We start from the raw sequence: 14,757 nt of genomic DNA, 5'->3' as shown, positions 1-14,757 counted from the left end.
GTGCGCATCGGCATGATCTGCCCCTATTCCTTCGATGCGCCGGGGGGCGTCCAGGCGCATGTGGTGGACCTGACCGAGGAGCTGCGTCGGCGCGGCCACACGGTCCGCGTACTCGCTCCCGGTCGCGCCGAGAACGCCCCCGTCTCCGGCATGACGCTGACCGGCCCGGGGGTGCCGATCCCGTACAACGGTTCCGTGGCCCGGTTGAGCTTCGGCCCGGCGGCCTGGCGCGCGACCCGTCACTGGCTGCGCGACGAGCCGCTCGACGTGTTGCACATCCACGAGCCCAACGCCCCCGGGGTGGGGATGTTCGCCCTGGCCATGTCCTCCGGGCCCATCACGGCCACGTTCCACACGTCGACCACGGGGTCGATGATCCTCGGTGCGGCAGACGGGGCCCTCGCGCCACTGCTGGAGAAGATCCGCGGTCGGATCGCGGTCTCGACCCTGGCCCGGCGGTGGCAGATGGAGGCCCTGGGGTCCGGCGCGGTGGAGATCCCCAACGGGGTCGACGTATCGGCGTTCCGCGAGGTCGACGCCTCCGACGAGCACAGCGACTCACCCACGGTGGCCTTCCTCGGACGCTACGACGAACCGCGCAAGGGTATGGACGTGCTCGTCTCCGCGCTCCCGGACGTGCTGAGGGCCGTGCCCGGCCTCCGGTTGCGGATCATGGGTGACGGTGACGAACGGGCCCTGCGCGCCCGGTTGCCGTCAGGCCTCGACGTGGAGTTCCTCGGCCGGGTCGACGACACCCGCAAGGCAGCGGTACTCGCGGCCGCGGACGTCTACTGCGCGCCCAACACCGGCGGCGAGAGCTTCGGGATCGTCCTGGTGGAGGCCATGGCCGCCGGGACCGCCGTGGTGGCCTCGGACCTCGACGCGTTCCGCCGTGTCCTGAGCGACGGGGAGTGCGGAGAACTCGCCCCCGTCGGGGATCCCGACGCGCTGGCCCGCGCCCTCATCCGTGTCCTCGGCGACCCCTCGCACCGCGCCGATCTGTGCGCCCGCGCGTCGGAGGCCGTCCGGGAGTTCGACTGGCCGGTCGTGGCCGAGCGCGTGATCCGCGTGTACGAGACCGTCCGCGCCCCCGGGGAGACGCTTCATGTCCGCTGAGGTCGTCCTCGTCGTCGTACTGGCCCTCCTGCTGGTCGCCGCCCTGATCACCGCCTACGTCACCGCCCACCGTCTCGACCGGCTGCACATCCGGACGGATCTCGCCCGGGCGGCCCTGATCGGCGCGCTGGAGCGCCGCCACACGGTGACCGCGGCGATCATCGCCGAACTGGGGGGCAGGGACCCCGTGGCGGCCCAGCGTCTGTCGCACGCCCTCGTGCGGGCTCGGGCCCACCCCTCGGACACCGTCACGGGGACCGACCCCCGTCCGGAGCCGTCGCCGGACAGACCCGGGCGATCCGGTCGGGCCGGTCCGCCCGGTCAGGGGGAACGGCCCCCGGACGACAGTTCCCCGGCCGACGGTTCCCCGGACGCCGAACGGGCGGAGAACAGCCTCGGCACGCTGCTGGCGGGGCTGGACGTGGCCGCGCTCCCGGCCGACCTCGCCGCGGAGCTCGAGGACGTGACCGACAGGGTGGCGATGGCCCGGAGTTTCTACAACGACGCGGTCCGCGACACGAGGAACCTGCGCGAGAAGGCCACCGTGAGAGCGCTCCGGCTGGCGGGACGCGCACCGATGCCCGACTACGTCGAACTCGTCGACCACCCACCTGCGGGAGGCTGACCCCGCACGGTGGGGCGGCGGTTGGGGAACCGAGGTCAGGGCGACCTACACTGGACGCCTACTACGAGTCATCGACGCCAGGAAAGGCCTATTTCGTGAGCGAGCCGCAGTCCACCGAGAACACCACCGGAACCGCACGCGTCAAGCGAGGTATGGCCGAGATGCTCAAGGGTGGCGTCATCATGGACGTCGTGACCGCCGAGCAGGCGAAGATCGCCGAGGACGCCGGCGCCGTGGCCGTCATGGCCCTCGAGCGCGTCCCCGCCGACATCCGCGCCCAGGGCGGGGTCGCGCGGATGAGCGACCCGGACCTCATCGACGGGATCATCGAGGCCGTCTCCATCCCCGTGATGGCCAAGGCACGCATCGGTCACTTCGTCGAGGCGCAGATCCTCCAGGCGCTCGGGGTCGACTACGTCGACGAGTCCGAGGTCCTCACGCCGGCCGACTACGCCAACCACATCGACAAGTTCGCGTTCACCGTCCCGTTCGTCTGCGGTGCGACCAATCTCGGTGAGGCGCTGCGCCGTATCACCGAGGGCGCGGCGATGATCCGGTCCAAGGGCGAGGCCGGCACGGGCGACGTCTCCAACGCCACCACCCACATGCGCAAGATCCGCCAGGAGATCCGCCGCCTGCAGAACCTGCCCGAGGACGAGCTCTACGTGGCGGCGAAGGAGCTCCAGGCGCCGTACGAGCTGGTCAAGGAGGTCGCGGAGAAGGGCAAGCTCCCCGTGGTGCTGTTCACCGCCGGCGGCATCGCCACCCCCGCCGACGCCGCGATGATGATGCAGCTCGGCGCCGAGGGCGTGTTCGTCGGGTCGGGCATCTTCAAGTCCGGCAATCCCTCCGAGCGTGCCAAGGCGATCGTCAAGGCGACCACCTTCCACGACGACCCCGAGACGCTGGCGAGCATCTCCCGCGGTCTGGGCGAGGCCATGGTGGGCATCAACGTCGACGACATCCCGGAGCCGCACCGGCTCGCCGAGCGGGGTTGGTGACCCGCCGGTGGCCAAGATCGAGGACATCCTCGCGATCGAGCGGATCGACCGCGACCTCTACCGCGGTCACGCGATCGAGACCCACCTGCAGCGCACCTTCGGCGGTCAGGTCGCCGGGCAGACGTTGACCGCCGCGGTCAGCACCGTCGACGACGACAAGCACGTCCATTCCCTCCACGGGTACTTCATCCGGCCGGGGGTCCCGTCGGCACCCACCGTGTTCCAGGTGGACCGGCTCCGGGACGGGAGGAGCTTCGCCACCCGGCGGGTCACCGCGATCCAGGAGGGTGAGCCGATCTTCTCGATGTCGGCCTCCTTCCACCTCCGCGACCAGGAGGGGATCGAGCACCAGGACCCGATCCCCGACGTGATCGACGCCGAGGAGATCCCCGCGCCCCGGTACGAGGACCTGGACGAGACCCACCGCGTCTTCGTCGACGAGTGGGCGCAGTGGGACATCCGGATGGTGCCGCGGGAGAGACTCCGCGGATCCTCACAGATCGCCTCACAGCAGCGGGTGTGGTTCCGGTGCGTGGACGAGCTGCCGGACGACCCCAACTTCCATGTCTGCACCCTCGCCTACATGTCGGACATGACGCTGCTCAGCTCGGCGAAGGTCATCCATCCCGACGAACCGACCCAGGACGCCTCCCTCGATCACGCCATGTGGTTCCTGCGCCCGTTCCGTGCCGACGAGTGGCTGCTGTACGACCAGACGTCGCCGTCCGCCTTCGGGGGGCGGGCCCTCACGCAGGGCCGCATCTTCGACCGGACGGGGCGCCTGGTCGCGGCGGTCACCCAGGAGGGGCTGTCGCGACGGCTCCGGGAGGGTGCTCAGCCCTTCCCGGTCAACCTGTCGGGTGGCACCGGCTCGGACCGAGGGTGAGCGCCTCGCGCCGACCCCGGATCGGTGTGCTCGCCCTCCAGGGCGACGTCGCCGAGCACCTGCGGCACCTCGAGACCGTCGGCGCCGAGGCCGTCACGGTGCGCCGCCGGTCGGAACTGGACTCCGTGGACGGGCTGGTGCTCCCGGGCGGTGAATCGACCGCGATGAGCCGCCTGTTGGACGTGTACGACATGTACGCCCCGGTGTCGACGCGCATCGCGGACGGTATGCCCGTCTACGGATCGTGCGCGGGCATGATCCTGCTGGCGTCATTGGTGCTCGACACCCGCCCGGACGCGACCTGGTTCTCCGCCATCGACATGACGGTCCGTCGCAACGCCTTCGGCCGGCAGGTCGACTCCTTCGAGGCCGACCTCGTCATCGACGCCCTCGGCCCCGACCCGCTGCGTACCGTGTTCATCCGCGCACCCTGGGTGGAGAGCGTCGGACCGGACGTGGACGTCCTCGCGGGCGTCCGAGCGTCGGACGGCCGGGAACACGTGGTCGCCGTGCGCCAAGGCAACGCCCTGGCCACGTCGTTCCACCCCGAGGTCACCGACGACGTGCGCGTCCATCGGTACTTCCTCGACATGGTGAGGGCGGCGACCTCGTAGAGTGGGCCGTCAGCGGCACCTGTAAGTCACCCGGAGGTCATCCAGGCCTCATCCCCAGACACCCGGAGGGCGGAACTCCCCATGTCAGGCCATTCCAAGTGGGCCACCACCAAGCACAAGAAGGCGGCGATCGACGCCAAGCGCGGCAAGCTCTTCGCCAAGCTCGTCAAGAACATCGAGGTGGCGGCCCGCACCGGTGGTGGTGACCCCGACGGCAACCCGACCCTGTTCGACGCCATCCAGAAGGCCAAGAAGAACTCGGTCCCGGGCGACAACGTCGAGCGGGCGCGTCGGCGTGGTGCCGGCGAGGAGGCGGGTGGCGCCGACTGGGAGACCATCATGTACGAGGGCTACGGGCCCAACGGCGTGGCGATGCTCATCGAATGCCTGACGGACAACCGCAACCGCGCGGCGATGGAGGTCCGGACGGCCATGACCCGGGGCGGCGGCAACCTGGCCGACCCGGGTTCCGTGGCGTACCTCTTCACCCGGAAGGGCGAGATCATCCTGGACAAGGGCGATCTCGAGGAGGACGACGTCCTCATGGCGGTGCTCGACGCGGGGGCCGAGGAGGTCAATGACCTCGGTGACCGTTTCGAGGTCATCTGCGAGCCCACCGATCTCGTCCAGGTCCGGACGGCCCTCCAGGCCGCCGGGATCGACTACGACTCGGCCGAGTCGGCCTTCCGGGCCTCCGTCGAGGTGACGGTCGATGCCGAGGGGGCGGGGAAGATCTTCCGCCTCATCGACGCGCTCGAGGACTCGGACGACGTCCAGAACGTGTACTCGAACGTCGACGTACCGGACGACGTGCTGGCGTCGCTGGAGTCCTGACGACGCCACCGCTGGTACGCTATCGAACGTAGGTTCTACCACCGATCGGCGGAGGTTCGATGCGCGTCATGGGAGTGGACCCCGGGCTGACCCGGTGCGGTCTCGCGTTGATCGAGACCGCACCCGGCCGCGGCGTCACCGCCCTCGACGTGGATGTGGTGCGGACCAGAGCGGACGAACCCATCGAGCGCCGCCTGCGTGCGGTGCACGAGGTCGCCGACGAGTGGATGGACATCCACCGCCCTGACGTGGTGGCCATCGAGCGGGTCTTCGCCCAGAACCAGGTGTCCACCGCGATGGGCACGGCGCAGGCGGCCGGGGTCGTGGCCATGGCCGCGGCCTACCGGGACATCCCGGTGGCGTTCCACACCCCCTCCGAGGTCAAGGCGGCCGTCACCGGGAGCGGTCGCGCCGACAAGAAGCAGATGACACTCATGATCACCCGGATACTCGGCCTGCAGAAACCCCCGAGCCCGGCGGACGCCGCCGACGCGTTGGCGTTGGCCGTCTGCCACAGCTGGCGGGCGCCCATGCAGGGTCGGGTGGCCGCCCTCGACGCGCAGGTGTCGAGATCCCGCGCGGGCTTCGAGGCCAAGGTCGTCGAGGGCAGGGCGGCGGCGACCCGCACCGCCGGGGTCGGTCGGTCGCACGGCGGGACGAGTACCGCCGACCAGGAACGCGCGCGGGCGGCGGCACGGGGGATGGCTCGAACGAAGGGAGTGCGCTGGTGATCGCCTCGATCAGGGGGACGGTGGCCGAGATCGGTCTGGACCGCTGCGTGGTGGAGGCCGGCGGCGTCGGCGTGCTGGTCCATGCGACGCCGGCCGCGCTGGCCGGACTGCGCCGGGGTGCGGAGGGCACACTGCACACCGAGCTCGTGGTGCGTGAGGACTCGCTGACGCTCTACGGTTTCGACTCCGTGGACGCCCGTCGCCTCTTCTCGACGGTCCAGACGGTCTCCGGTGTGGGACCGCGTCTGGCCCTGGCGATCCTGGCCACTCTCGAACCCGACCAGCTGGTGAGAGCGCTGGGGACCGAGGACGTCACGGCGCTCACCCGCGTCCCCGGGGTGGGTAAGCGGACCGCCGAGCGGATGGTGCTCGAGCTCAAGGACAAGGTCGGGCCCGTACACGACGCCGACAGCAGCGGCGCCGGGCCGGGCTCGTCCGCGGCCCCGGCGGCGACCGAGGTGGCCGGAGCGCTCGAGGGACTCGGCTTCTCGGCCACCGAGGCGGAGAAGACGGCGGCCGCCGTCCTGTCGAGCGACCCTGACCTGGGGCCGGCGGAGGCCCTGCGGCTGGCACTGCGGTCGCTCGGTAGGCGCTGATGACCGGGCCGTACCGCGATGCGGACGGGGACGAGACGGAGGTCGAGCTGTCCGCTGCGTCGACCCCCTTCGACTCCGATGTCGAGGGCGCCCTGCGCCCGCGGAACCTCGGGGAGTTCATCGGCCAGGAGACGGTCCGCGAGCAGCTCGAACTCGTTCTCACCGCGGCGACCCGGCGCGGGGTGGTCCCGGACCACCTACTGTTCTCCGGCCCACCGGGACTGGGAAAGACGAGCCTGGCGATGATCGTCGCAGCCGAGCTCGGGGGATCGCTCCGCATCACCTCCGGCCCTGCCCTGGAACGCCCGGGGGACCTCGCCGCCATGCTCTCCAATCTCATCGAGGGCGACGTCCTGTTCATCGACGAGATCCACCGGATCGCGCGTCCTGCTGAAGAGATGCTGTACCTCGCCATGGAGGACTTCCGGATCGACATCATGGTGGGCAAAGGGCCCGGCGCGACCTCCATCCCGCTGGAGATCGCCCCGTTCACACTGGTCGGCGCCACCACACGGTCGGGTGCGCTCACCGGCCCGTTGCGCGATCGCTTCGGCTTCACGGCGCACATGGACTTCTACACGGACGAAGACCTGGCCCGCATCGTCTCCCGGGCGGCCGAGATCCTCGATATCCCGGTGCAACCGGACGCGGCGATGGAGATCGCCGGGCGCTCCCGCGGCACACCGCGGATCGCGAACCGCCTGCTGCGCCGCGTCCGCGACTACGCCGAGGTCCGGGCGGACGGGCGGGTCACCGTTCCGGTTGCCCGCGCGGCGCTCCGGGTCTACGAGGTCGACGAGCTGGGCCTGGACAGACTGGACCGTGCGGTCCTGCGCGCGCTGCTCGTGCAGCACGAGGGCGGGCCGGTCGGATTGAGCACGCTCGCCGTGGCCGTGGGAGAGGAGGCGACGACCCTCGAGGAGGTCTGCGAACCGTTCCTCGTCCGTGCCGGTCTCCTCGCCCGCACGCCCCGTGGCCGGGTCGCCACCGCCGCGGCGTGGGAGCACCTCGGACTGCGCCGATCGGACAGGGATCTGACCGAACCGATGCTGCCGGTGGAGACGGAGACGGGACCCGGCCCGCGCGGATGACCACCCGGGTGGCATCCTCGGACGAGACCGGTCCGACGCCCGGACCCGATACCTTCGGACCCACCGACGGGTCCCGACCCGAGAGGACCCCCATGGGACTGGAACTCCTGTTGCCACTCATGATCATCGCGCTCGTCGCGCTGATGTTCCTCCAGAGCTCCAAGCAGCGGAAGGCGATGAAGGAACTGCAGGAGATGCAGGCCTCACTCTCGGTCGGTGATCAGGTGCTCACCACCTCGGGGCTACACGCCACGGTCGTCACGGTCGGCGAGGAGACCCTGGTCCTGGAGATCGCCCCCGGGGTCCGGACGCAGTGGGACCGTCGGGTGATCCGCGAGAAGCTCGACCCCGGCACGACCCCGGGTTCGGCCCCCGGCTCGACCACCGGTGAAGACGGCGCTGATTCCGGACGAGGGGCTACCGGCGAGTAGTGTGATGGGGCCGTCCAGCCGGAGGCCCCTGCAGAAGACCGAGAGAGATCACCCGTGTCACCAGTCCGTTCTCGGCGTGTAGACGCCCGCCCCAGGCCCTGGGCGCTGCTGTCCTCTTTCTGCTTGGTGTTTTTCATCCTCTTCCTCGCGGCGTTCGCCGTCGCTGACCGGGGACTCGCACCCAAGCTCGGCATCGACCTGCAGGGCGGTACCCGGGTCACGTTGATCCCCATCGGGCAGCCGGACGAGCAGGACCTGCGTCTGGCCCAGGACATCATCCGCGATCGGGTGGATGGTCTCGGTGTGGCCGGGACCTCGGTGGTCATCGAGGGCAGCAACATCGTCCTCACGGTCCCCGGCGAGGACTCGAGCCAGGCCCGGGACCTCGGGACCACCTCGCAGCTGACGATCCGACCGGTGCTCGAGGTCCAGCCGGTGGCAGAAGGCGACGTGGAGCCCGTCGATGCCGCGGTCGGTGACCGCGAGGCGGTCGCCCAGGCTGTCGAGGAGGCCCTCGAGGTACGGCAGGGCGACCCCCAGGAACTCATCCAGCGCCTGCCGGAGTTCCGGTGCCCCGAGAGGGAGATCACCGCGGGATTCGAGGATCAGTCCCAGGCGTTGATCGCGTGCGGAGAGGGCGCGAAATACGTTCTCGGCCCAGTGCCGTTGCTGGTCGGCGAACCGGAGGACGGCGAGCGCCTCGACGGCCAACAGATCGTCAAGGACTCGGTGAGCTCCGGCTTCAGCCAGCAGGCCGGTCAGAACGAGGTGTCGTTCCGGTTCAACGCCGGACCCGGACAGCAGGGCAGCGCCACCTGGTCGCGACTGACCCAGGAGTACCTGCAGCGCCAGATCGCCATCCTCCTCGACGGCGAGGTGATCAGTGCCCCGGTGGTCCAGGGGGTCACCCCGGTCGGGTCGGCCACGTCGATCACCGGCAGTTTCACCATGGACGAGGCGGCGACGCTCGCCGGGAACCTCCGGTTCGGCGCACTGCCGATCTCGTTCGAGGACCCGAACGTCGACAACGTGCCGGCCTCGCTGGGCCTTGCCTCGCTCGAGGCCGGCCTGCTCGCCGGCGCGATCGGTTTCCTGCTGGTGCTGGTGTACACGGTGCTGTACTACCGGTTGCTCGGCGTGATCGCGTTCTTCTCCCTCGTGGTCTCGTTCCTCGTCACCTATGTGATGCTCGTGTTCCTCGGGTACACAGTGGACTACAGCCTCGATCTGGCCGGGGTGGCCGGGCTGATCATCGGCATCGGCATGACCGCGGACTCCTACGTCGTGTTCTTCGAGAGGATCAAGGACGAGCTCCGCGACGGTCACCGGTTCAGATCCTCGGTACCCAGAGCGTGGAAGAGCGCGAGTCGCACCATCATCACCGGCAACGTGGTCAGTCTGATCGGCGCCGTGGTGCTGTACCTGCTGGCCACCGGAGAGGTCCGTGGCTTCGCCTTCACCCTGGCACTGAGCACCGTCATGGACGTCCTCGTCGCCTTCACCGCCCTGTGGCCGCTGGTCTACCTGGCCTCGACCAAACCGCTGTTCACCAAGCCGTGGGCCAACGGCCTCGGCCGGATGGAGTCCCTGCGGGCCGACTCCGCCGAGCGACGCCGGCTCGAGCAGGACGCCGAGAAGGCCGGCGCCGAACCGGGGCCCGACGGGGGCCGTGGGGTGTCCGCGACCGTCCGGGGTCCTGATGGGCGACCCACCGATCCGGGGCCGGCGTCCCCGGGCGTGACGATGATCCTGCCGCGCCGCGACGACTCCGAGGAGGAGGGCCGATGAGCGCCCCGGGAACGATCGACACCGACGGCACGGCGGGTCCGGACCAGCCGGAGAGCCTGTTCAACCGTCTCTACACGGGGACCGGCGCGTTCCCGATCGTGCAGCGCCGCCGCCTGTACTTCCTCCTGACCGGGGCGATCGTCGCGATCTGCCTCGCGAGCATCATCTTCCGGGGGTTCACCTTCGGCATCGACTTCACCGGCGGCACCAAGTTGACGATGCCGGCAGGGGATGCGGACACCGGCCGGGTGGCCACCGTCGTCGAGGAGACTCTCGGTCAGGAGCCCCAGACGGTCCAGATCGTGGGCGCCGGCAACGCGCGCATCGTCGAGGTGGAGACCGGCTTCCTCACCAGTGACGAGATCTACGCGACCAAACTCGCGCTCGTCGAGGAGTTCCAGCCCGTCGCGGCGAGCGGCGAGGTCTCGATCGAGGCCGTCGGCGACTCCGCGCGCAGCGAGAGCTGGGGTGGACAGGTCACCCAGCAGATGATCATCGCCCTGGTGGTCTTCATCGTCATCGTGTTCGGCTACATGGCGCTGCGCTTCGAGTGGCGGATGTCGGTGGCCGGCGTCGTCGCGCTCTTCTTCGACGTCATCACCACGGCGGGCATCTATTCGCTACTCGGATTCGAGGTCTCACCCGCCACGGTCATCGGCCTGCTCACCATTCTCGGTTTCTCCCTCTATGACACGGTCATCGTGTTCGACAAGGTGGACGAGAACACCCGCGGCAGCAAACACTCCTCGAGCAGCACCTACGCCGAAGAGGCGAACCTCGCGGTCAACCAGACGCTCATGCGATCGATCCACACCACCACCATCGGCATCCTCCCGTTGCTGGCGCTGCTGGTGGTCGCGGTGTGGATCCTCGGGGTGGGCACGCTGCTCGACCTCGCCATCGTCCAGGTGGTCGGCATCATCACGGGCACGTTCTCGTCGATCTTCCTCGCGACCCCGCTGCTGGTGTGGCTCAAGGAGTTCGACCCCGCCACCAAGCGCCAGACCGCCAAGGTCCTGGCCCGCCGGGAGAAGGCCGGGGCCACCGCATGAGGGACCACGGGACCTCGGGGGTCTCCCCGGGGGTCGTGGCCGCCGTCGAGCGCCTGATGCGCCGGGTCGAGGACTTCCCGGTGGCCGGCGTCCAGTTCTGCGACCTCACCCCCGTGCTGGCCGACCCCGAGGGTTTCGACGCCGTGGTGGCAGGCCTCGCCGCAGGCCACGAGATCGGGTCGGTGGACTACGTGGCAGGGCTGGACGCGCGTGGCTTCCTGCTCGCCGGGGCGGTCGCGCTGCGGCTGCAGACGGGTGTGCTGGCCATCCGTAAGGCGGGCAAACTCCCACCACCGGTGCACTCGCGCTCCTACGAACTCGAGTACGGGGCGGCGACGCTCGAACTCCCCGCCGACGGCCTCGACCTCAGCGGCACGCGAATCCTGGTGGTGGACGACGTCCTGGCCACCGGCGGCACTCTCGGGGCGGCCGTCGGGCTCCTCGACGACTGTGGCGCCGTGGTGACGGGCCTGTCGGTGGTGCTCGAAGTTCCCGGACTGGGGGGTAGGGATAGACTGTCCGGCACACCGCTGACCTGCCTCACGGTCGCGTGACCACCGCCCGTCGTTGACGGACCGGACATGGAGGGAGAAGCCGGAATGACCGATCGGCAGGATCCCACCGCGAACCTCGGAACCGGCCCCCAGCCCGCACCCGCGGAGCAGACCCGGTCCACCACCCAGCCCAACCCCCAGCCCAACACCCAGCCGCTCCCGGTGATCCCGGGCGCCCGCCCGTCCGCCGGCCGGCGTGTCCGGGCCAGATGGGCTCGGCGCCTCACCTCGGGGTTGACGGTGACGTCCACTCCCGCCGTCCTGGAACCCCTGGTGCGGGTGCACCGTATCCACCACGCCAAAGCCGACGTGGCGCTGCTCTCGCGTGCCTACGCACTCGCCGAACGCCAGCACGAGGGCGTGTTCCGCAAGTCCGGCGACCCCTACATCACCCATCCACTGGCGGTGGCGACCATCTGCGCCGAGATGGGCATGGACACCACCACCCTCGTGGCAGCGCTGTTGCACGACACCGTGGAGGACACCGACTACTCACTCGACTCCCTGGCCTCGGATTTCGGTGACGAGGTCGCACATCTCGTGAACGGGGTCACGAAGCTGGAAAAGGTCGACTTCGGCGAGGCGGCCGAGGCCGAGACGATCCGCAAGATGATCATCGCGATGGCGCATGATCCGCGGGTGCTGGTGATCAAGGTCGCCGACCGCCTGCACAACATGCGGACCATGCGGTTCCTACCGCCGGAGAAGCAGGTCAAGAAGGCCCGCGAGACCCTGGAGGTGATCGCGCCTCTGGCCCACCGTCTCGGAATGGCCACCGTGAAGTGGGAACTCGAGGACCTGGCGTTCGCGATCCTGGAGCCCAAGAAGTACCAGGAGATCGTGCGACTGGTCGCCGACCGGGCGCCGAGCCGGGACGTCTACCTGGGAACGGTGATCACCCGGGTGAGGGCCGAGCTGGAGAACGCCCACATCCAGGCCCGGGTCGAGGGCCGTCCCAAGCACTACTGGTCGATCTACCAGAAAATGATCGTCCGAGGACGGGAGTTCGACGAGATCCACGACCTGGTGGGCATCCGCGTGCTGTGTGAGGACGTCCGGGACTGCTACGCCGCCATCGGCGTGGTGCATTCCGCCTGGAAACCGATGCCGGGGAGATTCAAGGACTACATCGCCCAGCCGCGCTTCGGCGTCTACCGCTCACTGCACACCACCGTGATCGGTCCCGACGGCAAACCGCTGGAGATCCAGATCCGGACCCACGAGATGCACCGGAACGCCGAGTACGGGATCGCCGCGCACTGGCGGTACAAGGAGACCCGCGGCAAGCACCACGGCGATCCCGCCGAGGTGGACGAGATGGCGTGGATGCGCCAACTGCTGAGCTGGCAGCGGGAGGCCGCGGATCCGGGGGAGTTCCTGGACTCCCTCCGGTTCGAGATGACCAGCAAGGAGATCTTCGTCTTCACGCCCAAGGGCGACGTGATCAACCTGCCTGTCGGTGCGACACCGGTGGATTTCGCCTACGCCGTCCACACCGAGGTCGGTCACCGGTGTATCGGTGCGCGCGTCAACGGCAAGCTCGTCGCGCTCGAGAGGCCCCTGGAGAACGGCGAGGTCGTCGAGGTCTTCACCTCCAAGGACCCCAACGCCGGCCCCAGTCTGGACTGGCAGAAGTTCGTCGTGTCCGGCAGGGCCAAGAGCTCGATCCGCCAGTGGTTCGCCAAGGAGCGGCGCGAGGAGGCCCTCGAGCGGGGCAAGGACCTGATCACCCGGGAGGTACGCCGAGGCGGGGTGCCCGTCCACCGGGTCTTCTCCAACGAGTCGCTGGCCGGCGTCGCACGTGAGCTAGGCTTCGCCGACGTCACCGCGCTCTACACGGCCATCGGGGAGAACCACGTCTCCGCCAAGCACATCATCGGTCGGCTCGTCGCCGCCCACGGGGGAGTCGACGAGGTCACCGAGGAGCTGGCGGACCGGTCGCGGGACAAGAACATCACCTCGAACCGTCCGGCGCCGCCGGGTCCGGGGATCCTGGTGGGCGGGGTGAAGGACGTGCACGCCAAGCTCGCCCGCTGCTGCATGCCGGTGCCCGGTGACGAGGTGCTGGGGTTCATCACGCGCGGTGGCACCGTGAGCGTTCACCGCACCGACTGCACCAACGCGTCAGACCTACACAGAGAGCCCGAGCGACTCGTCAAGGTCGAGTGGGCACCCCAGCCCGGGGCGGTGTTCCTGGTGGCGATCCAGGTGGAGGCGCTCGACAGGCACCGGCTGTTGTCGGACGTGACCAAGGTGCTGGCGGACGAGAAGGTCAACATCCTGTCCGCGTCCGTCCAGACGGCCGGGGACGACCGGGTGGCGATCTCGCGGTTCACCTTCGAGATGGCCGATCCCAAACACCTCGGACACGTCCTGCAGACGGTCCGAGGTGTCGAAGGGGTCTTCGACGTCAACCGGATGACGTCGAACTGAGCGGTGACGTCACCTGAGCCGAGAGGGTTGCCCCGCCCGTCCCGCCCGGCCTCAGCGGTCGGGGAGCCCTGACTGTTCGTCGACGACCACGGTCTCGATGGTGACGGGACGACGCGGCACCTGGTTGTCGCGGTCGGTGGGGTCATCGCTCTTCACACCGGTCTCGGCGATGTCGTCGAGCACCTCCAGTCCCGGTTCGCCGACGGTCCCCATGACGGTGTACTCGGGCGGGAGGGCGGAGTCCTCGTAGACCAGGAAGAACTGGCTCCCGGCACTGTCGGGGGCCTGCGACTTGGCCATGGCGACGGTTCCGCGGGGGTAGATGGCGGCGCCCGATCCGTCGGCCGCGAGTTCGAGGGTGTCGGGCGCGGGCGGCTCGTCCACCACGGAGTACCCGGGCCCGGACAGTCCGGTTCCCGTCGGGTCGCCGCACTGCAGGACCGACAGGCCGGGAACCTCCTCCGGGCCCGTGGTCTCCTCCGCGACGGTCAGACGGTGGCACTCGGTGTCGTCGAAGTACCGCTGCTCGGCCAGGTGGACGAAGCTCGCGACGTTGCAGGGCGCGTCGGAACGGTCGAGCGTGAGGGGGATCTCGCCGCGGTCGGTGGTGATGGTGAGTTCCGCGATGCCCCGGCGGGCCTGGTCGCCCGACGGCGGTTCGGCGTCACGCCTGTTCTCGTTGACGGTCTCGACCTGCGCGTTGAACTCCTCCACCTCGGCCACCACCTCGTCGCCCTGATCCTCGAACTCCGCGGGGTCGAGCGGTTCGGGAGTCTCGGTGTCGGCGGGGTACTCGCAGGTGAGCCAGTTGGCCGCGTACTCCTCCGCGCGCTTGCGGTCGTAATTGATCCAGGCGACCACCCCGACGATCCCCAGCAGGACCGCGACGACGACCGAGGCCGCCACGATCTTGAGTTGCTTCTCGCGACGAGCCTGCGCCTCCATCTGCTCGCGCAGGCGCTGGCGCGCCTCGGCTCGGCGTTCCTGGTTGGTGGACACTGACCC

At 69.6% G+C, this 14,757-nt stretch carries 15 protein-coding genes; 14 read left to right on the top strand and 1 reads right to left on the bottom strand.

Annotated features, from left to right (window positions below; genetic code table 11):
- The 14 genes from H483_RS29365 to H483_RS29300 all read left to right on the top strand — a co-directional run bounded on the left by H483_RS29365 (position 1) and on the right by H483_RS29300 (position 13,752).
- Positions 1-1,116, top strand: a complete 1,116-nt coding sequence (locus tag H483_RS29365; protein WP_017836883.1) for a glycosyltransferase family 4 protein — start codon at positions 1-3, stop codon at positions 1,114-1,116.
- Entirely contained in the window at positions 1,106-1,741 is a 636-nt protein-coding gene (locus tag H483_RS29360) for a hypothetical protein (RefSeq protein ID WP_017836882.1), read from the top strand. Before H483_RS29365 ends, H483_RS29360 begins: the two co-directional genes overlap by 11 nt.
- 95 nt (positions 1,742-1,836) lie before the next feature.
- Complete coding sequence (pdxS, locus tag H483_RS29355) at positions 1,837-2,742, top strand: pyridoxal 5'-phosphate synthase lyase subunit PdxS (protein ID WP_017836881.1); 906 nt, start codon at positions 1,837-1,839, stop codon at positions 2,740-2,742.
- Between the two features lie 7 nt (positions 2,743-2,749).
- Positions 2,750-3,628, top strand: coding sequence for an acyl-CoA thioesterase II (locus H483_RS29350; RefSeq protein WP_017836880.1), 879 nt, complete (start codon positions 2,750-2,752; stop codon positions 3,626-3,628).
- Positions 3,625-4,242 carry a pyridoxal 5'-phosphate synthase glutaminase subunit PdxT gene (gene pdxT, locus H483_RS29345; RefSeq protein ID WP_017836879.1) on the top strand — a complete coding sequence of 206 codons (618 nt, stop codon included), beginning with the start codon at positions 3,625-3,627 and terminating at the stop codon, positions 4,240-4,242. Before H483_RS29350 ends, pdxT begins: the two co-directional genes overlap by 4 nt.
- Before the next feature lie 81 nt (positions 4,243-4,323).
- A complete protein-coding gene (locus tag H483_RS29340; RefSeq protein ID WP_017836878.1) occupies positions 4,324-5,076 on the top strand; it encodes a YebC/PmpR family DNA-binding transcriptional regulator in 753 nt (250 codons plus the stop codon).
- Between the two features lie 59 nt (positions 5,077-5,135).
- Positions 5,136-5,807, top strand: coding sequence for a crossover junction endodeoxyribonuclease RuvC (locus tag H483_RS29335; RefSeq protein WP_017836877.1), 672 nt, complete (start codon positions 5,136-5,138; stop codon positions 5,805-5,807).
- Entirely contained in the window at positions 5,804-6,403 is a 600-nt protein-coding gene (gene ruvA / locus H483_RS29330) for a Holliday junction branch migration protein RuvA (RefSeq protein ID WP_017836876.1), read from the top strand. The genes H483_RS29335 and ruvA overlap by 4 nt, the downstream gene beginning before the upstream one ends.
- Positions 6,403-7,494 carry a Holliday junction branch migration DNA helicase RuvB gene (ruvB, locus tag H483_RS29325; protein WP_017836875.1) on the top strand — a complete coding sequence of 364 codons (1,092 nt, stop codon included), beginning with the start codon at positions 6,403-6,405 and terminating at the stop codon, positions 7,492-7,494. The genes ruvA and ruvB overlap by 1 nt, the downstream gene beginning before the upstream one ends.
- Complete coding sequence (gene yajC, locus H483_RS29320; protein ID WP_017836874.1) at positions 7,491-7,925, top strand: preprotein translocase subunit YajC; 435 nt, start codon at positions 7,491-7,493, stop codon at positions 7,923-7,925. The genes ruvB and yajC overlap by 4 nt, the downstream gene beginning before the upstream one ends.
- A 126-nt stretch (positions 7,926-8,051) precedes the next feature.
- On the top strand, positions 8,052-9,713 hold the full coding sequence (gene secD / locus H483_RS29315) for a protein translocase subunit SecD (protein ID WP_017836873.1): 1,662 nt from the start codon (positions 8,052-8,054) through the stop codon (positions 9,711-9,713).
- The gene (gene secF, locus H483_RS29310; protein WP_017836872.1) at positions 9,710-10,765 is read left to right on the top strand and encodes a protein translocase subunit SecF; all 1,056 of its coding nucleotides are present in this window, start codon (positions 9,710-9,712) and stop codon (positions 10,763-10,765) included. Before secD ends, secF begins: the two co-directional genes overlap by 4 nt.
- The gene (locus H483_RS29305; RefSeq protein ID WP_017836871.1) at positions 10,762-11,319 is read left to right on the top strand and encodes an adenine phosphoribosyltransferase; all 558 of its coding nucleotides are present in this window, start codon (positions 10,762-10,764) and stop codon (positions 11,317-11,319) included. The genes secF and H483_RS29305 overlap by 4 nt, the downstream gene beginning before the upstream one ends.
- A gap of 45 nt (positions 11,320-11,364) precedes the next feature.
- Positions 11,365-13,752, top strand: coding sequence for a bifunctional (p)ppGpp synthetase/guanosine-3',5'-bis(diphosphate) 3'-pyrophosphohydrolase (locus H483_RS29300; protein WP_017836870.1), 2,388 nt, complete (start codon positions 11,365-11,367; stop codon positions 13,750-13,752).
- A gap of 51 nt (positions 13,753-13,803) precedes the next feature.
- Here the strand turns inward: H483_RS29300 and H483_RS29295 are convergent, their stop codons facing one another.
- Complete coding sequence (locus tag H483_RS29295) at positions 13,804-14,751, bottom strand: peptidylprolyl isomerase (RefSeq protein ID WP_017836869.1); 948 nt, start codon at positions 14,749-14,751, stop codon at positions 13,804-13,806.
- Positions 14,752-14,757: the final 6 nt, after the last annotated feature.

It is taken from the genome of Dietzia sp. UCD-THP, from assembly GCF_000349585.1.
Taxonomy (GTDB): domain Bacteria; phylum Actinomycetota; class Actinomycetes; order Mycobacteriales; family Mycobacteriaceae; genus Dietzia; species Dietzia natronolimnaea_A.
Note: the sequence above shows the minus strand (reverse complement) of the source record. Positions and strands in the feature narration are given on the sequence as shown.

Coding starts and splice junctions, on each gene's coding strand:
- yajC (WP_017836874.1), top strand. CDS start 7,491: ATGACCACCCGGGTGGCATCCTCGGACGAGACCGGTCCGACGCCCGGA.
- H483_RS29360 (WP_017836882.1), top strand. CDS start 1,106: ATGTCCGCTGAGGTCGTCCTCGTCGTCGTACTGGCCCTCCTGCTGGTC.
- H483_RS29335 (WP_017836877.1), top strand. CDS start 5,136: ATGCGCGTCATGGGAGTGGACCCCGGGCTGACCCGGTGCGGTCTCGCG.
- H483_RS29340 (WP_017836878.1), top strand. CDS start 4,324: ATGTCAGGCCATTCCAAGTGGGCCACCACCAAGCACAAGAAGGCGGCG.
- H483_RS29300 (WP_017836870.1), top strand. CDS start 11,365: ATGACCGATCGGCAGGATCCCACCGCGAACCTCGGAACCGGCCCCCAG.
- H483_RS29305 (WP_017836871.1), top strand. CDS start 10,762: ATGAGGGACCACGGGACCTCGGGGGTCTCCCCGGGGGTCGTGGCCGCC.
- ruvB (WP_017836875.1), top strand. CDS start 6,403: ATGACCGGGCCGTACCGCGATGCGGACGGGGACGAGACGGAGGTCGAG.
- secF (WP_017836872.1), top strand. CDS start 9,710: ATGAGCGCCCCGGGAACGATCGACACCGACGGCACGGCGGGTCCGGAC.